General features: G+C 71.6%; 17 protein-coding genes. 15 read left to right on the top strand and 2 right to left on the bottom strand.

Features of this window, described 5'->3' with window-relative positions; translation table 11 throughout:
- Positions 1-51 precede the first annotated feature (51 nt).
- Genes ACIHAD_RS38075 through truB form a run of 4 tightly spaced genes read left to right on the top strand, consistent with a single transcriptional unit; the run spans position 52 to position 2740 of the window.
- Complete coding sequence (locus tag ACIHAD_RS38075) at positions 52-348, top strand: DUF503 domain-containing protein (protein ID WP_357694667.1); 297 nt, start codon at positions 52-54, stop codon at positions 346-348.
- Positions 349-387: 39 nt separating this feature from the next.
- Complete coding sequence (rbfA, locus tag ACIHAD_RS38070) at positions 388-828, top strand: 30S ribosome-binding factor RbfA (protein ID WP_397359599.1); 441 nt, start codon at positions 388-390, stop codon at positions 826-828.
- Positions 825-1886 carry a bifunctional oligoribonuclease/PAP phosphatase NrnA gene (locus tag ACIHAD_RS38065; protein ID WP_397359598.1) on the top strand — a complete coding sequence of 354 codons (1062 nt, stop codon included), beginning with the start codon at positions 825-827 and terminating at the stop codon, positions 1884-1886. The genes rbfA and ACIHAD_RS38065 overlap by 4 nt, the downstream gene beginning before the upstream one ends.
- Positions 1868-2740 (top strand): tRNA pseudouridine(55) synthase TruB, encoded by an 873-nt coding sequence (gene truB, locus ACIHAD_RS38060; protein WP_397359597.1) that lies wholly within the window; start codon positions 1868-1870, stop codon positions 2738-2740. Before ACIHAD_RS38065 ends, truB begins: the two co-directional genes overlap by 19 nt.
- Positions 2741-2794: 54 nt before the next feature.
- On the opposite strand, the gene ACIHAD_RS38055 is transcribed toward truB, so the two are convergent.
- On the bottom strand, positions 2795-3814 hold the full coding sequence (locus ACIHAD_RS38055; RefSeq protein ID WP_397359595.1) for a TRM11 family SAM-dependent methyltransferase: 1020 nt from the start codon (positions 3812-3814) through the stop codon (positions 2795-2797).
- 102 nt (positions 3815-3916) lie between these two features.
- Here ACIHAD_RS38055 and ACIHAD_RS38050 point away from each other — a divergent pair, with 102 nt between their 5' ends.
- The 8 genes from ACIHAD_RS38050 to ACIHAD_RS38015 all read left to right on the top strand — a co-directional run bounded on the left by ACIHAD_RS38050 (position 3917) and on the right by ACIHAD_RS38015 (position 13091).
- Positions 3917-4843 (top strand): bifunctional riboflavin kinase/FAD synthetase, encoded by a 927-nt coding sequence (locus tag ACIHAD_RS38050; protein ID WP_397359594.1) that lies wholly within the window; start codon positions 3917-3919, stop codon positions 4841-4843.
- 183 nt (positions 4844-5026) lie between these two features.
- Positions 5027-5296 (top strand): 30S ribosomal protein S15, encoded by a 270-nt coding sequence (rpsO, locus tag ACIHAD_RS38045; protein ID WP_360679882.1) that lies wholly within the window; start codon positions 5027-5029, stop codon positions 5294-5296.
- A 396-nt stretch (positions 5297-5692) separates the two neighbouring features.
- The gene (locus tag ACIHAD_RS38040; protein ID WP_397359593.1) at positions 5693-8026 is read left to right on the top strand and encodes a polyribonucleotide nucleotidyltransferase; all 2334 of its coding nucleotides are present in this window, start codon (positions 5693-5695) and stop codon (positions 8024-8026) included.
- A gap of 46 nt (positions 8027-8072) precedes the next feature.
- A complete protein-coding gene (locus tag ACIHAD_RS38035; RefSeq protein WP_397359592.1) occupies positions 8073-9380 on the top strand; it encodes a M16 family metallopeptidase in 1308 nt (435 codons plus the stop codon).
- A 155-nt stretch (positions 9381-9535) separates the two neighbouring features.
- Positions 9536-10273, top strand: coding sequence for a 4-hydroxy-tetrahydrodipicolinate reductase (gene dapB / locus ACIHAD_RS38030; protein ID WP_397359591.1), 738 nt, complete (start codon positions 9536-9538; stop codon positions 10271-10273).
- A 146-nt stretch (positions 10274-10419) separates the two neighbouring features.
- The gene (locus ACIHAD_RS38025) at positions 10420-10893 is read left to right on the top strand and encodes a GNAT family N-acetyltransferase (protein ID WP_397359590.1); all 474 of its coding nucleotides are present in this window, start codon (positions 10420-10422) and stop codon (positions 10891-10893) included.
- Between the two features lie 9 nt (positions 10894-10902).
- Positions 10903-11565 (top strand): TenA family protein, encoded by a 663-nt coding sequence (locus tag ACIHAD_RS38020; RefSeq protein WP_397359589.1) that lies wholly within the window; start codon positions 10903-10905, stop codon positions 11563-11565.
- Positions 11556-13091: a PucR family transcriptional regulator gene (locus ACIHAD_RS38015; protein WP_397359588.1), complete on the top strand. Its 1536-nt coding sequence runs from the start codon at positions 11556-11558 to the stop codon at positions 13089-13091. The genes ACIHAD_RS38020 and ACIHAD_RS38015 overlap by 10 nt, the downstream gene beginning before the upstream one ends.
- Here ACIHAD_RS38015 and ACIHAD_RS38010 read toward each other — a convergent pair.
- The gene (locus ACIHAD_RS38010) at positions 13078-13314 is read right to left on the bottom strand and encodes a glutaredoxin domain-containing protein (RefSeq protein ID WP_397359587.1); all 237 of its coding nucleotides are present in this window, start codon (positions 13312-13314) and stop codon (positions 13078-13080) included. The genes ACIHAD_RS38015 and ACIHAD_RS38010 overlap by 14 nt on opposite strands.
- A gap of 129 nt (positions 13315-13443) precedes the next feature.
- On the opposite strand from ACIHAD_RS38010, the gene ACIHAD_RS38005 reads away from it, so the two are divergent.
- The 3 genes from ACIHAD_RS38005 to ACIHAD_RS37995 are packed head-to-tail and all read left to right on the top strand — an operon-like array spanning position 13444 to position 17887.
- Positions 13444-15063 carry an ABC transporter substrate-binding protein gene (locus tag ACIHAD_RS38005; RefSeq protein WP_397359586.1) on the top strand — a complete coding sequence of 540 codons (1620 nt, stop codon included), beginning with the start codon at positions 13444-13446 and terminating at the stop codon, positions 15061-15063.
- The gene (locus tag ACIHAD_RS38000) at positions 15063-16934 is read left to right on the top strand and encodes a prolyl oligopeptidase family serine peptidase (protein ID WP_397359585.1); all 1872 of its coding nucleotides are present in this window, start codon (positions 15063-15065) and stop codon (positions 16932-16934) included. The genes ACIHAD_RS38005 and ACIHAD_RS38000 overlap by 1 nt, the downstream gene beginning before the upstream one ends.
- Positions 16934-17887: an ABC transporter permease gene (locus ACIHAD_RS37995; protein ID WP_397359584.1), complete on the top strand. Its 954-nt coding sequence runs from the start codon at positions 16934-16936 to the stop codon at positions 17885-17887. The genes ACIHAD_RS38000 and ACIHAD_RS37995 overlap by 1 nt, the downstream gene beginning before the upstream one ends.
- The last annotated feature ends 29 nt before the right edge of the window (positions 17888-17916 follow it).

Raw genomic sequence — 17916 nt, 5'->3', positions numbered from 1 at the left:
AGTGGACCGGTCGTGCTTCCACCCCACCAGGCCAAGCGGTGGTTTCACACGATGTATGTGGGTGCTCTGACCCTGGACATCCTGCTCGGCGACGTGCGTTCGCTGAAGCAGAAGCGCTCTGTCGTCCGGCCTCTGATCGCCGAGTTGCAGCGACGTTATCCGTCCATCGCGGTGGCCGAGACCGGTCATCTTGACCTGCATCGCAGGTGCGAGGTCGGCGTCGCGGTGATCTCCGCCTCGGCGGGTAACTGCAAAGAGGTGATGGACGCCTGCGAGCGGATGGTGGCCTTCCGCCCTGACATCGAGTTGCTGTCAGCCAGACAGCGCCTCTACAACGACGAAGATTGAACGACAGCACGGCCAGGTCGTGCGTGAGGGGGAGCGAACATGGTGGATGCCGCACGAGCGCGCAAGCTCGCCGACCGCATCCAGCAGATCGTCGCCGAGATGCTGGAGCGCCGGATCAAGGACCCGCGCCTGGGCTTCGTCACCGTGACCGACACGCGGATCACGGCTGACCTGCGTGAGGCGACGGTGTTCTACACGGTGTTCGGCTCCGACGCCGAGCGGTCCGACAGCGCGGCGGCCCTCGAAAGCGCCACGGGCATCATCCGCGCCGAGGTGGGCCGCCAGACCGGTGTGCGCTTCACCCCGACGTTGACGTTCAGGCACGACCCGCTGCCCGACAGCGCCCGCCAGCTCGACGACCTGATCAACGCCGCCAGGGCGCGGGACGCCGAGGTGGCGCGCCGGGCCGAGGGCGCGGCCTACGCCGGCGAGGCCGATCCCTACAAGAAGCCCGATGAGGGTGAGGACGACCAGGGGTGACGTCGCACGTGCGCGCCCGAGCCGAGCAGCCCTCCCAGGAGGCCGCGGACATCCCCAAGGCCGAGGCCTTGGGCATCCCCAAGGCCGCCTGGGAGCGCACGATCCAGCTCATCGACCAGGTCGACGAGGTCGCCCTGGCCTGTCACGTGTCGCCCGACGGCGACGCGCTCGGCTCGATGCTGGCCGTCGGTTACGTGCTGCGCTCGATCGGCAAGCGGGTCGTGGCCTCCTTCGGTGACCAGTACTTCGCGGTCCCGCGGATCCTGCGGTTCCTGCCGGGGCAGGAGATGTTGTGCCCGCCGGCCGACTATCCCGAGGCGCCGGCGCTGATGATCACCTTCGACTCGTCCACGTTCGAGCGGCTGGGCCTGCTCAGTCCCAACGCGGCCAGGGCCGAAGAGGTCATCGTCATCGACCACCACCCGTCCAACGCCGGGTTCGGCACGCACAGCCTCATCGATCCGCGGGCGGCGGCCACGGCCATGCTGGCCGAGCAGCTCATCTACCGGCTCGGCGGCAGCCTCGACCGGGACATCGCCACCTGCCTGTACACGGGCCTGGTGACCGACACGGGGTCCTTCCGCCACGCCTCGACCACGCCGGCCGTGCACCGGATGGCGTCCCGGCTGGTGGCCACCGGCCTGCACACCGACGAGATCGCCCGCGAGTTGTGGGACCGTTCGCCGTTCGGCTACCTCAAGGTGCTGGCCAGGGCGCTCGACCGGGTGCAGCTTGAGGGCTCGCTGGTCTGGACGTACGTGCCGCGGGTTGACCGGGCCGCCTACGGGCTGCCGTACTCGGAGATCGAGGGCATGATCGACGTCGTCCGGCGTACCGACGAGGCCGAGGTCGCGGTCGTGCTCAAGGAGGACGACAACGGCGACTGGCAGGTGTCGACCAGGTCCAAGGGCGGGGTCGACGTGGCGGCCGTGTGCGCCGCGCTGGGCGGCGGCGGGCATCACAACGCGGCCGGGTTCACCTCCTACGACAGCGTGGAGGAGACCATGGCCAAGTTCAGACGAGAGCTGGGGAAGGCTGGATGGCCGAGAGCGGTCTGATCATCGTCGACAAGCCGGGCGAGTGGACCTCGCACGACGTGGTGGCCCGGATGCGGCGCATCGCGGGCACCCGCCGGGTGGGGCACGCCGGCACGCTCGACCCGATGGCCACCGGCGTGCTGGTGGTCGGCGTGGAGAAGGCGACCCGGCTGCTCGGGCACCTGGCGCTGACCGAGAAGGTCTACGAGGCCACGATCCGGCTGGGCGTGTCCACCAACACCGACGACGCCGAGGGCGAGACCGTGGCCACGGCGTCGGCGTCGGAGGTGGGCGCGGCCGAGGTGCACAAGGGCGTCGAGGCGCTCACCGGTGCCATCATGCAGGTGCCGCCGCAGGTCAGCGCCATCAAGGTCAACGGGCAGCGGGCGTACAAGATGGCCCGCGCGGGCGAGGAGGTCACGCTCGCGGCCCGGCCCGTGACCGTGTACGGCTTCGACGTGCTCGACATCAGGGCCGCCGGCGACGTCGTGGACGTCGACGCGGTCGTCACCTGCTCCAGCGGCACCTACATCCGGGCCCTGGCCCGCGACCTGGGCGCCGCGCTCGGCGTCGGCGGCCACCTGACGCGCCTGCGCCGGACCCGGGTCGGCCCCTACGACCTGTCGCTGGCCCGGAGCGTCGACCAGCTCGCCGAGGAGTGCGTGGTGCTGCCGATCGGCGAGGCGGTGGCGGCGGCGTTCCCGCGCCGGGACGTGACCGCCGAGGAGGCGCGCGTGATCGGCCACGGCGGCCGGCTGCCCGCGGCCGGGCTCGGCACCGGGCCGATCGGCGTGTTCGGGCCGGAGGGCGAGCTGCTGGCGCTGGTGGAGGAGCAGGGCCGGATCGCCAAACCGCTGGCCGTCTTCGCCGGCTGAGCGCCGCTGTCGATCTGGCCGGAACCGGGCCCCGCCTGCCGGGCGGGGCGGCGGTCAGGCGGGTTTGCGGGCGACCAGGATGTCGCGGATGATCGCCTGGTCGACCCAGTGCTCGAAGTCGGGGTAGTCGACGACCTCCAGGCCCGCGCCGGTGAGGATCGCGGCCAGCTCGGTGCTCTTGCCGCCGTAGGTGTTCCAGGAGATGCCCATCGCGCCGCCGGGACGCAGCAGCTCGGCCCAGACCGGCACGGCCTGCCTCAGCAGCTCCAGCGGGCTGCGGGACAGGCCGCCGCCGCCCTTGCTGCCGTGCTGGACGCCGTAGGGGGCATCGGTCACGACGACGTCGAACGTGTGGGGCTTGAAGAACTCGCGGCTCTTGAGAGTGTCGGCGTTGACCACGGCGAGCCGCTGGACGTCGCCCTCCTTGACGGCCTCCTTAGACAGCCCGAACGTGACGTTGAGCCGCCGCCCCACCAGCGCCCGCGCCCGCCGCACCGGCACGGTCTCGGCGGTGTGCTTGAGCCGCTTGTTGCGCAGCCAGGTCTTGATGAAGTTCGTGTACGCCTCGAAGTCCTTGCCGTCGACGTCGAGGCCGTAGGCGTCGTAGCCGTACATGAGGGCCTGGTTGAGGGTGGTGCCGCGGCCGCACATCGGGTCGAACACCGACAGCCCGCCGGACAGGGGGCGGTCGGAGGCGAGCACGGTGACGTTGAGCAGCAGCTTGGTGAAGTGCTCGTTGGTCTTGCCGGCGTATTTCTGGATGGTGAGCAGGTCGCTGCTCAGGCGGTCGAGCGGGCGCATGGCCAGCGGCCGGAGCAGGCCGCCCTCGACGCCGAAGACCGCGTAGACGGAGGAGAGGTTGGACAGCAGCGCGACGTCGGCCCCGGAGAGCGGCTCGGCGGTCTCGAACGTGATGTACGGGACGCCGCCGATGGTGGTCTCCGCGCTGCTCAGCACGGTGTTCTCGATCGCGCGGTCGCTGAAGACGGACAGCTCGCCCCTGGTCAGGCGCAAGGAGCTCTCGCCGTAGACCCGGTTGAAGGCGGGCAGGATCAGGAGCGCGTATCGAGGCATGATGGCTCATCCTACTTGCGGGAATACCGCGCTCCGCCCCTCGATTGGAGGTGAGCGGCAGGTACATGGCAGGCTTGTGTCGGATTGATCTGCCGCGAACGAATGGGGCCTGGCGTGCGGGGTTCGAGAGGGTCTGTGGTGACCATCGGCGTGTACGACGGGGTCCATCGCGGGCATCGCAAGGTGGTCGAGCGGACGGTGGAGCTGGCCCGCGAGCGGGGGGCGCGCAGCGTGGCGGTGACGTTCGAGCCGCATCCCGACGAGGTGGTGCTGCCGGGCACCCGGCGGGCGCGGCTGACCACGCTCAAGCGTCGCGCCGAGCTGCTGGCCGAGCTGGGCGTCGACGACGTCGAGGTGGTGGAGTTCACGCTCGACCTGTCGCGGACGAGCCCCGACGACTTCGCGCAGAGCGTGCTGAGCGAACGCCTCGGGGCCGCGGTCGTCGTCGTGGGGGCGGACTTCACGTTCGGCCACGGCGCCGCCGGGGACGCCGGGACCCTGCGCGCACTGGGCGACAAATACGACTTCGAGGTCGAGGTGGTGCCCATGCTCGACGACGTCTCCTCGACCTCCGTGCGCGACCTGATCGTCGCCGGGGACGTCGAGGGGGCCGCCGCCGAGCTGGGCCGTCCCCATCGCGTCGAGGGCGTGGTCGTGCGCGGTTACCAGCGGGGGCGGCAGCTCGGCTTCCCGACCGCCAACGTCGAGACGCCGCAGCAGACGGCCATCCCGGCCGACGGGGTCTACGCGGGGTGGCTGGAGTGCGTCCCGGTGGCCAACCTGCCGGCGCCGTACGAGGGGGAGCGGTGGCCGGCGGCGATCTCGGTGGGGACGAATCCGACGTTCGAGGGCGTACCGCGTACTGTGGAGGCGTACGCGCTCGACCGCGACGACCTGGAGCTCTACGGGGTGCACGTGGCGGTGGAGTTCGCCGCCCGGCTGCGGGGCAACACCCGCTTCGAGTCGATCGAGGCGCTGATCGACCAGATCCACGCCGACGTCGACGCCGCCCGCCGCATCACCTCGTGACACCGGGCGGGGCCGTCGTCGCGGGCGCGAAACACTTGACTCCGATGGTAACCTTGCATGTCGGCTCTGTAACGGTGGCGCTGCTGCGCTGCCCATGACGGCCTTCACGCGGCGACTGTAGGCACGCACGGTCGTTCGCACTCTTCATTTCATTCGCGCGTGTCCGTAGATCGAAGGAGAGCCGTGTCCCTCGACACCGCTGCCAAGAAGACCATCATCAGTGAGTACGCGACAGTCGAGGGCGACACCGGTTCGCCCGAGGTGCAGATCGCGCTGCTCAGCAAGCGCATCAGCGAGCTCACCGAGCACCTGAAGACGCACAAGCACGACCACCACAGCCGTCGTGGCCTGCTTCTGCTCGTCGGTCGCCGGCGTCGTCTGCTGAAGTACCTGCAGAAGGTCGACATCCAGCGTTACCGTTCGCTCATCGAGCGACTCGGTCTGCGCCGATAACATGAAAGGGAGCGGCGCGGTACGCCGCTCCCTTCTCATATGGTCCCGCCCATGTGGGTAGGAGCACACGCGACCGGCGCGTCGTGGCGGCGAACCGCCGCGCCGTCGGCGTACAACTGAATATCCGAGACACACAGCCCCCGCGTCCGATTCAGCACCATGCGACCCGCGACGCCTGCGGGCCGGTCCTCGGTAGTGGCTTCCGGTAAGAAAGACCGGGCGCTTCGATCGAAGACCGGCGCTGCACCTTCTATGGGGAGACGAGCTGATGGACTGCCGCCACGGTGCCACCGGGCACGACGGGTGGGCGGCGGTCTGACGAGCGGGTCTTCCCATGGACACGAGGGTGCCGGTGAGAAAAGAGGGCGCGGGTGACCGACCACAAGGAGGTCCCCCGTGGAGGGTGTCCACACCGCTGAAGCCGTCATTGACAACGGCTCGTTCGGCACGCGCACGGTCCGGTTCGAGACCGGCCGTCTCGCGCGCCAGGCGGCGGGTTCCGCCGTCGCCTATCTCGACAACGACACGATGGTGCTCTCCGCCACCACCGCGTCCAAGAGTCCCAAGGAGAACTTCGACTTCTTCCCGCTCACGGTCGACGTCGAGGAGCGCATGTACGCCGCGGGCCGCATCCCCGGCTCGTTCTTCCGCCGTGAGGGCCGTCCGTCCGAGGACGCGATCCTGACCTGCCGCCTGATCGACCGGCCGCTGCGCCCGTCGTTCGTCAAGGGGCTGCGCAACGAGATCCAGGTCGTCGCCACGATCATGGCGCTCAACCCCGACCACCTCTACGACGTGGTGGCCATCAACGCCGCCTCGCTGTCCACGCAGCTCGCCGGGCTGCCGTTCTCCGGCCCGATCGGCGGCGTGCGGGTCGCGCTGATCGAGGGCCAGTGGGTGGCCTTCCCGACGCACCCCGAGCTGGAGCGGGCCACGTTCGACATGGTCGTGGCGGGCCGCGTGCTCGACGACGGCGACGTCGCGATCATGATGGTCGAGGCCGAGTCCACCAAGGACACGCTCAAGCTGGTCGCCGAGGGTGCGGTCGCGCCGACCGAGGAGACCGTCGCGCAGGGCCTTGAGGCCGCCAAGCCGTTCATCAAGGTGCTGTGCGAGGCGCAGTCCCGCATCGCGCAGGTCGCCGCCAAGGAGACCGCCGAGTACCCGGTCTTCCTCGACTACCAGGACGACGTCTACAACGCCGTCGAGGCCGCGATCAAGACCGAGCTGGCCGCCGCGCTGACCATCGCCGGCAAGCAGGAGCGCGAGACCGAGCTCGACAAGGTCAAGGCGCTGGCCGCCGAGCGGCTGCTGCCCGAGTTCGAGGGGCGCGAGAAGGAGATCTCCGCCGCGTTCCGCTCGGTGATGAAGAAGCTCATGCGCGAGCGGGTCGTCAACGACGGCGTCCGCATCGACGGCCGTGGCACCAAGGACATCCGCGCCCTGTCGGCCGAGGTCCACGTGGTGCCCCGGGTGCACGGCTCGGCCCTGTTCGAGCGCGGCGAGACCCAGATCATGGGCATCACCACGCTGAACATGCTGCGCATGGAGCAGAACATCGACACGCTCAACCCCGAGCGGACCAAGCGCTACATGCACAACTACAACTTCCCGCCGTACTCCACCGGTGAGACGGGTCGCGTGGGCTCGCCCAAGCGTCGCGAGATCGGTCACGGCGCGCTGGCCGAGCGGGCGCTGATCCCGGTGCTGCCCGCGCGCGAGGAGTTCCCGTACGCCATCCGCCAGGTCTCCGAGGCCCTCGGCTCCAACGGCTCGACCTCGATGGGCTCGGTCTGCGCGTCCACGATGGCGCTGCTGGACGCCGGTGTGCCGCTCAGGGAGATGGTCGCCGGCATCGCGATGGGCCTGATCAGCGAGGGCGGCAGCTACGTCACGCTGACCGACATCCTCGGCGCCGAGGACGCCATGGGCGACATGGACTTCAAGGTCGCCGGCACCAAGGACGTCATCACCGCCCTGCAGCTCGACACCAAGCTCGACGGCATCCCCGCCTCCGTGCTGGCCGGCGCGCTGAAGCAGGCCAAGGGCGCCCGTCTGGCGATCCTCGACGTGATGCAGGAGGCGATCGACTCCCCGGCGGAGATGAACCCGACCGCGCCGCGCATCATCACCATCAAGGTCCCGGTAGACAAGATCGGCGAGGTCATCGGCCCGAAGGGCAAGATGATCAACCAGATCCAGGACGACACGGGCGCCGAGATCACCATCGAGGACGACGGCACGATCTACATCGGCGCCACCGACGGGCCCTCGGCCGAGGCCGCCCGTACGGCGATCAACAGCATCGCCAACCCGCACATGCCCGAGGTCGGCGAGCGTTACCTGGGCACGGTCGTCAAGATCGCGGCCTTCGGCGCGTTCATCTCGCTCATGCCCGGCAAGGACGGCCTGCTGCACGTCTCCCAGATCCGCAAGCTGCACGGCGGCAAGCGCATCGAGAACGTCGAGGACGTCATGGGCGTCGGCGAGAAGATCCAGGTCGAGATCGCCGAGATCGACGGCCGGGGCAAGCTCTCCCTCGTGCCCGTCGAGGTCATCGAGAAGGAGGCCGCCGAGAAGGAGGCCAAGGCTCCGGCCGGCGCCGAGGACGGCGAGGCCCCCGAGCCCGAGGCCGACTCCGCCGCGGAGGAGAAGTCGGAGCGGCCGCGTCGCACCCGGACCCGCGTGCGCACCAGCCGCCCCAACGAGGGCGACGACCGCAACTCGTGACCGGGCAACCACAGATCTCGGCACCCCCGAAGCAGGAGGCCTCGTGATGACCACCACGCTGCACCCCGGCAAGGACGGCGCCGGGGTCGTCAGGCGCACCGTCCTGCCGGGCGGGCTCCGAGTGGTGACCGAGACCATGCCGACCGTGCGTAGCGTCGCGGTCGGCATGTGGGTCGGCATCGGCTCGCGTGACGAGGCCCCCGAGCACATGGGGGCCACCCACTTCCTCGAACACCTGCTGTTCAAGGGCACTCCCACGCGGGACGCGATGGAGATCTCGGCCTCCGTCGAGGGCATCGGCGGCGAGATCAACGCCTTCACCGCCAAGGAGTACACCTGCTACTACGCGCGGGTCCTCGACGAGGACCTGCCCGTGGCGGTCGACGTGCTCGCCGACGTGGTGACGAGCTCGCTGGTGACCGAGGAGGACGTCGAGTCCGAGCGCGGGGTGATCCTGGAAGAGATCGCCATGCACGACGACGACCCGTCCGACGTGGTGCACGAGCAGTTCGCGGCCGCGCTCTACGGTGACTCGCCGATCGGCCAGCCCATCCTGGGCACGGTCGAGTCGATCAACGCCCTGGGCCGCGACCGCATCGCCGAGTACTACCACCGCTACTACCGGCCGCGTACCACGGTGGTGTCGGTGGCCGGGAACGTGCGGCACGAGGAGGTCGTCGAGCTGGTCGCCCGCGCGTACGAGCGGGCGGGCGCGCTGGAGGGCCCCTACGAGTTCGCCCAGCCGCGCACCAGCGGGCCCGGCGCCGAGACCCGCTCCGGGGTCAGGGTGCTGGACCGGCCGACCGAGCAGGCCAACCTGGTGCTCGGCACGACCGGCATGTCCAGGACCGACGACCGCAGGTTCGCGCTCGGCGTGCTCAACGCCGCGCTGGGCGGCGGCATGTCCTCGCGGCTCTTCCAGGAGATCAGGGAGAAGCGCGGGCTGGCCTACTCCGCCTACAGCTACACCTCCGCGTACGCCGACACCGGGCAGTTCGGGATTTATGTGGGCTGCCTGCCCTCGAAGATCGACGACGTGCTCAAGATCTGCCGGGACGAGGTCTCCCGGGTGGTGGCCGAAGGGCTCACCGCGGACGAGATCATGCGCGGCAAGGGGCAGATGCGCGGCGGGCTCGTGCTCGGGCTGGAGGACACCGGGTCGCGCATGTCGCGGATCGGGAAGAACGAGCTGGTGTACGACGAGCTGATGTCGGTGGACGAGGTGCTGGCGCGGATCGAGGCGGTCACTCCCGACGAGATCGGGGAGGTCGCCCGGGACGTCCTGAACCGGCCGCTGACGTTGGCCGTCATCGGGCCGTACGGGGACAAGGACTTCTCCGAGGCCATCGCCTGACCCTCCGTTCGGGCTGAGGGCCTTGCGAGGGGGCTTTGGGGCCTTTGTTGGTTTGGGGTGGGGGAGTGCCTTTTAGGTGCTCCCCCATCTGTTTGAGGGGGCGTGGGGTCCTGGGGGTGCTTGGGAGGGGGAGGCGGTCGTAATAGGGTTGGGCTGTGATCAGGGTTGGTGTGCTGGGCGCGCGTGGTCGCGTGGGCGTCGAGGTGTGCAAGGCGGTCGAGGCGGCGGGCGACCTGGAGCTGGTGGCCGCGCTCGACAAGGATGATCCCGTCGAGGGGCTCGAAGGCGCCGAGGTGGTGGTCGACTTCACCCATCCCGACGTGGTCATGGGCAACCTGGAATGGGCCATCGCCCACGGCGTGCACCCGGTGGTGGGCACCACGGGGTTCGACGCCGGCCGGCTGGAGACCGTGCGCGGGTGGCTGGAGCGTTCGCCGGGCGTCAACTGCCTGATCGCCCCCAACTTCGGCATCGCGGCCGTGCTGATGATGCACTTCGCGCAGCGGGCGGCCCGCCATTTCGAGTCCGTCGAGATCATCGAGCTGCACCACCCGAACAAGGCCGACGCCCCTTCGGGCACCGCCCGGCGTACCGCTGAGCTGGTGGCCGAGGCGCGCGGGAAGGCCGGGCTCGGCGGGATGCCCGACGCCACCAGCACCGCCCTCGACGGCGCCCGCGGCGCCGACGTCGGCGGCGTGCACGTGCACGCGGTGCGCCTGTCCGGGCTGATCGCCCACCAGGAGGTGCTGCTCGGCGGCGACGGCGAGATCCTCACCATCCGGCACGACACGATGAGCAGGTCGGCGTTCACGCCGGGCGTGCTGCTGGGCGTGCGCCGGGTGCGCGAGCTGCCCGGCCTCACCGTGGGCCTGGAGCCCCTGCTCGACCTGTGACTGCTGCACGACGTGCCCATGACCGCAAGGGAATGGGGTCATGGGCACGCCGTGAGGAGAGGGTCCCGGCTCCGCACAGCCGGGCCTACGATCATCAACACTAATACGAGCGGCGTTGTCCGCCCGAAACATGAGACCGTGTCGTCATGGTGCGATGGGCTGACCCGGACGAGCTCCCCGGGCTGATCTCCGTGGAGCTGGCCGCCGACAAGCTGTTCGAGCAGGCCGGCATCGTCTTCCCGCCCGGCACGACCATGGTCGAAGAGGTGGAGGACGCGGCGTCGGTGCTGGTCGAAGGAGACCCGCCGGCCGGGTTCGCGCTGATCGGGTGGGTCGACGGCAACCTGCACCTCGACCAGCTCGCCGTGCACCCGGACAGCATGCGGCAGGGCATCGGCGGCCGGCTGGTGGAGGCGGTGGCCGACCACGCGCGGGCGGTCGGGGCGCCGGCTGTCACGTTGACGACGTTCCGCGACGTGCCCTGGAACGCCCCCTGGTACGAACGGCACGGCTTCGCGGTGCTGCCCGAGTCCGAGTGGGGCCCGGAGCTGCGCGAGCTGGTGGAACACGAGCGCGAGCTGGGCATCGAGGTGGCGCCTAGGGTCGTGATGCGCCGATAGCCTGAACGGGTGAGCCGGTTTCGTGATGAGTTGTGGCAGGTCGTCGGCGGTGTGTACGACCAGATCCTGGCCCACCCGTTCCTGTCGGGGCTGACCGACGGCTCCCTGCCGCGGGAGGCGTTCCGCCACTACGTGGTGCAGGAGGCGCACTTCCTGCCCGACTACGCCAGGGCGCTGGCGGCGTGCGCGGCGCGCTCGCCCGAGCCGTCCGGTGTGCAGCGTTTCGCCCGCGACGCCGCCATGACCGTCGAGGTCGAGCACAGCCTGGTGGTGGAGCTGCTGGCCGCGTTCGGGCTGGACGAGGCCGACGCGCGCAAGACGCCCGCCGGGCCCACGACGGTCGGCTACACGTCGTACCTGGTGCGCACGTGCTCACTGGGGACGTTCCCCGAGGCGCTGGGGGCGATCGTGCCCTGCTACTGGATCTACGCCCGGGTGGGCGAGACCCTGCTCGGCCGTTCCTCTCCCGACCCGCTCTACGCCTGGTGGATCGACACCTACGGCGGCGAGGGCTACCAGGAGACCGTGGCCGGGGTCCTCGACCTGCTCGACGGGCTCGCGCCGAGCGGCGAGGAGCGGCTGCGGCTGCTCGACCGCGCCCTGACCACGGCCCGCTACGAGTGGATGTTCTGGGACGCGGCCTGGCGCCGGGAAGGCTGGCCATGCGGCTGAGGGACCTCCTCCAGGCCGACCAGCTCGCCCTGAAGGTGCTGACCGGGCACGACCTGCTCGACCGGCGCGTACGCGGTGTCGCGACGACCGACCTGCCCGACCCCGCCATGTTCGTCAAGACGGGCGAGCTGGTGCTCACCGAGCTGACCTGGCACACCGGCCCTGACTCCTCCCGCGACTTCGTCACCAGACTCGGGGACGTGGCGGCGCTGGTCGCGGGCACCGCCCTCAAGGTGCCGCCGGCCGACCTCATCGACGCCTGCGCCGAGGCCGGGCTGCCGCTGCTCACCCTGCCGGTGGACGTGCCGTTCAGCCAGGTCACCGAGCACGTGCTGCGGGCGCTGATCGCCGAGCTGGGCACGCCGCCGCGGCCCGCGTACGCCGCCCGCAGGCGCCTGGCCAGCACCCTGGTGGACGGCGGCAGCCTCACCAAGCTCGTCACGGCGGTGGCGGGCGAGCTCGACGTGCCCTGCTGGGTGCTCTCGCCGACGGGCCGGGTGATCGTCGGCTCCCAGCCGCTCGGCGCGGCGGCCCGGCTGCGGCTGGCGCACACGTTCCTGACCGCGCGTTTCCTGCCGGGGATGGTGACCCAGGAGGACGGCACGGCGCTGTCGGTGTTCCCGGTCAGCAAGGGGGCGCCGCACCGGATCGCCAACTGGTTCCTGGCCTACGCGGGCGAGCAGGTGCAGGGGGAGAACGAGGACCTGATCGTCGAGCTGGCCGCGCTCGTGGCGCTGGAGCGTTCGCGGCTGGAGGCGGCGCAGCGGATCGAGCGGCGGGTGCTCGACCAGCTCCTGACGCTGCTGGAGTCGGGTGACGCGGCGCTGCCGGGCGTGGTCTCGCGCCTGCACACGCTGCACGTGGAGACCGAGCACGGCCTGCTGGCCGTCGCCCTGTCGGCACGGCTGGACGGCGGCGGCGACGAGGTCGCCGTGCCCGTGCTGGACGAGCTGCTGCGGCCGCTGGCACCCGGCATCGTCACGGCCACCGGCGCTGCCGGGGCGGTCGCGCTGGTCCCGCTGGCGGGCAACACGGCCGAGGAGCTGACGGCTCACCTGCTCAGGAGCGCGCGCACCCTGGAGGCGGGGCTCGGCCAGGGCCGCATCACGCTCGGGGTGAGCAGCGTGACGACCGGCCCGGCGGCGCTGAGCAGCCTCATCGAGGAGGCCAGGCACGCGCTCACGCTGGCCGCGCTGAGCGGCGACCGGGTCAGCGTGATCACCGGCGACGACGTCAGCTCCCACCGCACGCTGCTGGCCGCCATCCCGGGGGAGCTGCGCCGGGCGTTCCGGTCGCGGCTGCTGGGGCGGCTGGAGTCGTACGACGCGGCCAACCAGACGGACCTGCTGGAGACGTTGCAGGCGTACCTGGAGCAGTCGGGTTCCTGGGCGGCCACCGCCGAACGCCTGCACGTGCACGTCAACACGCTGCGCTACCGCATGCGCCGGATCGAGGAGCTGACCGGCAGGTCGCTCAACTCCTGGGACGAGCGCGTCGACTTCATGCTGGCGCTCAGGATGCGCTGAGACGCGCCCGCACCTCCTCCACACCGGGGTTGACCAGGGCGGAGCCGTCCGGGAAGACGACCGTGGGGATGAGCCAGGAGCCGCCGTTCAGCTCGGCGATGAGGTCGACGGCGCCGGGGGTCTCGTCCACGTCGATCTCGGTGTACGGGATGTCGGCGCGGGAGAGCTGCGCCTTCAGCCGGTGACAGTGGCCGCACCAGGGAGCGCTGTACACGGTGATCATGTATTCCCGATTCGATAGGTGGGTTTGACTGGTGGCGCAGGCGCCGAATACTCTCATGTGCCAACTGGAGTTTACCGGTAGACACTGCAGCTAGGCGGGTTAACCGGTCGCGTGAAAGTAGGTCCCCCGGTGGCCGATCTGCCTGTTTCCCGGCGTTCTGTCCTGCGGTCCGCCGCCTTCGCGGGGGCACTCGCCGTGCTGCCCGGCCTGCTGTCGGCCTGCGGGACGCCCGAGCCCGCGGGTACGGGCGCCAAGAAGAGCCTCGACGTGCTGCGGGTCGCGCTGCCCTCCTCCATCGGCTCGCTGGACGCGGCCAAGGAGGCGGGCATCATGAACTACGTCGTCGCCCTCCTGGTGCAGGAGTCCCTGGTCGGCGTAGGGCCGGACGGCAGCCTCCAGCCGTCCCTGGCCGAGTCCTGGGCCAGGAAGGACGCCACCACCTACGTCTACAAGCTGCGCGGTGGCGTGACCTTCTCCGACGGCAGCCCGCTGACCGCCGCCGACGTGGTCGCCAGCCTGAACCTGCACGCGAAGAAGGGCTCGACCACCGCCTTCGCCTACGCCTACGCCAACGTGGACTCGATCGAGGCGACCGGCGACGCCGAGGTGACGATCAAGCTGAAGAGCCCCGACGCGGCGTTCGCGTGGGTGCCCACGCCCGGCACGCTGCTGGTGACCAGCGCGAAGTTCATCCAGGCCACCGGCGAGCGCATCGGCACGCCGGAGGGCAGGCTGCTGGGGACGGGGCCGTACAAGGTGGCCGAGTTCGCCCCCGACTCGCACGTCACGCTGGAGCGCAACGACGCCTACCGGGGCGGCCGGCCGGCCTTCCGGCAGATCAGGATCGACTTCATCCCCGAGGAGTCCACCCGGCTGCTGGCCATGCGCGGCGACAACGTGGACGTCGCGCTCAACGTGCCCGCCGAGCAGATCGACCAGTGGAAGGCGGTGCCCGGCGCCCAGGTGCTGACCGCCGGCGACCGTTCGCTGGTCACGCTGGCCTTCAACACGGCCAAGAAGCCCTGGGACGACGTCCACGTGCGCCGGGCCGTGGCCCACGCCGTGGACCGGGAGGGCATCGTCAGGAGCGTGCTGCGCGGCCACGGCAAGGTCGCCACCGCCGTCCCGGACCCGGCCCAGTGGGGCGGCGTGCTGGACCAGGCCGAGGTCACCGCCCTGTACGCGTCCATCCCCCAGTACGGCTTCGACCTGGCCCAGGCCAAGGCCGAGCTGGCGAAGTCGGCCACGCCGCAGGGGTTCGCCGACACGCTCACGTACCCCGGCAGCGGCCCGCAGCTCGGCCGGGCGGCGCTCACCCTGGCCGAGAACCTCAAGACCATCGGCATCACGCTGGAGGTCAAGGAGGTGCCGCTCGAACAGTGGATCGCCGACCTCGGCAAGCACGGCTCCGGCGTCTACCTCGGCTGGTACTTCGCCACCACCGGCGACCCGGCCGAGTACGTCCAGCAGCTCCTGCACGGCGGCGCCACCGGCGAGAACGGCACCAACATCGCCGAGTACGACAACGCCGAGGTGACCGGCCTGCTGGACCGGGCCAAGGCGAGCACCGACGACGCCGCCCGGGGCAAGCTGCTCGGCCAGGCGCTGGTCAGGGCGGCGGCGGACGTGCCGTACCAGCCGTTGTGGTGGGGCGAGGCGGCCACCGCGTTCGGCAAGGCGGTCGCCGCCGAGGGCTTCGGGCCCTACTTCTTCGTCGGCCCGTGGGCGACGAAGGTGGCCGCGCGCTGATGACCCACCCCACCGACGCCCCCCAGGCCGCGAAGCGGACGCGTGACCCCATCGACGTGCACCAGGCGCTGGCCGGGGTGCGCTATCCCGAGTCGGTGTCGCTGCACCCCGACGGCGACCGCGTCGCCTGCGTGATCGACGGCGTCGCGCACGTCGTCACGCTCGACGGCGCCATCGAGAGCGCGGGCGACTGCCAGGGCCCGGTCCGCTGGCTCCCCGACGGACGGTTGTTGCGCACGCCGTCCCCGTCCGAGCTGGCCGTCGAGGGCTGGCGGGCCCGCGTGGACGGCGAGATCGAGGACCTGATCCCCGGCGCGGACGGCACCGTCCTGGTCCGGCTGGCCGACCCCGGCAGCGACCGCGACGGCAGCCACCTGGGCCTGCGCGTGCACGACCCGTCCGACCCCTTCGTCCTCACGCCGGGCGGGCGGTTGCGCCGCCTGGCCTGGTTCGAGCTCGGCGACGACCGTCCGCGCGAGATCGCGCTGCCCGGCCTGACCGTGTGGGACGCCGACTGGCGCGACCACCGCGCCCTCGCGGTGACCTCGGAGGACGAGACCCCCGCCGGGTACTACCGGCCCAGGCTCGACCTGGTCGACAACGGCGAGGTGCGGACGTTGCACCGCACGTCCTGGCAGCTCAGCCGGCCCCGGCTGGCCCCGGGCGGGCGGGCCGCCGTGGTGGTCGAGGGGCTGTCGATCGTCTCGGGCCGCGTCCTGCGGGCCGACCTGGTCACGGGGAAGGTCGCGTACCTGGGCGAGGTGGACGACGTCACCGACCTCGGCTGGCTGGACGACGAGACCCTCTGGTTCACCGGCTGGTCGGGCACCGGCGTGCACGGCGGGGTGCTCGGCGCCGCCGACGGCCGCGTGCTGAGCCGCTGGACGGCCCGAGGGACGCTGGGCGGCCGCGACGGCCAGCCCTCGCTGTCCGTGGACCGCACCGGCACGGTGGCCGCGGCCTGCTGGGAGAGCCCCGAGCTGCCCCCCGAGGTCGCCGTGGCCCTCCTGAAGGAGGGCGAGTGGCGCCAGGTCACCGCGCTCAACGCCGGCCTGGCCGAGCTGGCGGTGCGCCAGGAGGAGATCACCTGGACGGGCCGCGACGGCCTCCCGATCGGCGGCCTGCTCCTCACCACCCCCGAGAACGGGGAGGGGCCCAGGCCGTTGGTCGTCATGGTGCACGGCGGCCCCACCTGGTTGTGGTCCAGCTCGTTCGCCCCCGCCGAGTCCAACCAGCTCGCCGTGCCGCTCGCGCACGCCGGGGCCGCCGTCCTGCTGCCGAACCCCAGGGGCAGCAGCGGCCGCGGCCAGGACTACGCCCGCGCGGTCATCGGCCAGGCCGGCGAGGCGGACCTGGACGACGTGCTCGCCGGCGTGGACCACCTGGTCGCCACCGGCGTCGCCGACCCGGACCGCGCCGCGGTCATGGGCCTGAGCTACGGCGGCTACCTGACCGCCTGGGCCGTCACCCGCACGAGCCGCTTCCGCGCCGCCGTCGTCATGTCCGGCGTGAGCGACTGGCTGAGCTTCTCGACCGCCAGCAACCTCGCGGGCGGCTTCGACCCGCTCTACCACGCCGGGGCCGACCCGGCCACCCCCGAGGGACGCGAGCGCCTGGCCGCCCGCTCACCGGTCCACCACGCCGCCAAGGCCGCCAAGGCCGCCACCCCGACCCTGATCCTGCACGGCGAGCGCGACCGCACCACCCCTCCCGGCCAGGCGGAACAGCTCTATCGTGCCTGGTCGGCGGCGGGCGTGAGCACTCAACTGGTCCTCTACCCTCGGGAGGGTCACGAGCTGGTCGAGCCCGCCCACCGCAGGGACGCGGCCGAGCGCGTGATCGGCTGGCTGACCGGGGGCGGGGTGTTGTGATGGGCTGGGCCGGGTTCCTGCTGCGCAGGTCCGCGGGCACCGCCGCCGTCGTGCTGCTGCTGTCGGCGGGCGTGTTCGGCCTGCTCTACCTGGCCCCGGGCGACATCCAGCAGACCCTGCTCGGCACCCGTCCGGCCACCGCCGACACGATCGCCGCCCTGCGCGTCCGCTACCACCTCGACGACCCCGTCGCCGTCCAGTACCTGCGCTGGCTCGGCGGCGTGCTCGGCGGCGACCTCGGCACCTCCATCAGGACCGGCCAGCCCGTCGCCGCCATGCTGGGCGAACGCCTGCCGCGCACGCTCGTCCTGACCGGCTACGGCACGCTCCTGGCCGCGCTGGCCGGCCTGCCGCTGGGCGTGCTCGGCGCGCTGCGCAAGGGCCGGGCGAGCGACCGCCTGGTGGTGACGGCCGGGGTGGTGGGGCTGAGCGCGCCGCCGTTCGCGGTCGGCCTGCTGCTGCTCGTGGTGTTCGCGCTGGGGCTCGGCTGGTTCCCCGTCTACGGCACGGGGGAGGGGTTCGCGAGCGAGTTGTGGCACCTGACGCTGCCCGCCGTCGCGCTGGCGGCCGGGGCGGCCGGGATGTTGCTGCGCTTCAGCAGGGCCGCGCTCGTGCGCGAGCTCGACCAGGACTACGTGGTCTTCGCCCGCGCCCGCGGCCTGAGCGCGCCCGTCGTGCTCGGCTACGCCATGCGCAACTCGCTGGTGCCCGTCCTGACCGCGGCCGGGCTCGTCGTCACCGGCATGCTCGCCGGTACCGTGCTGGTGGAGGTCACGTTCGCGCTGCCGGGGCTCGGGTCGCTGCTGGTCGACTCGGTCACGTTCAAGGACGTGCCGGTGGTGCAGGCGCTCGCGCTGCTGCTCACCCTGCTGATCGCCGCCGTCAACCTGCTGGTGGACGTCGCCTACTCGGTGGCCGACCCCCGCGTACGGCTCGGCGGGGGCGCGGCGTGAGCCGGCCGGGCCGCACGCGGGGGCGGGCC

It is taken from the genome of Nonomuraea sp. NPDC052265 (assembly GCF_044547985.1).
Taxonomy (GTDB): Bacteria; Actinomycetota; Actinomycetes; order Streptosporangiales; family Streptosporangiaceae; genus Nonomuraea.
Note: the sequence above shows the minus strand (reverse complement) of the source record. Positions and strands in the feature narration are given on the sequence as shown.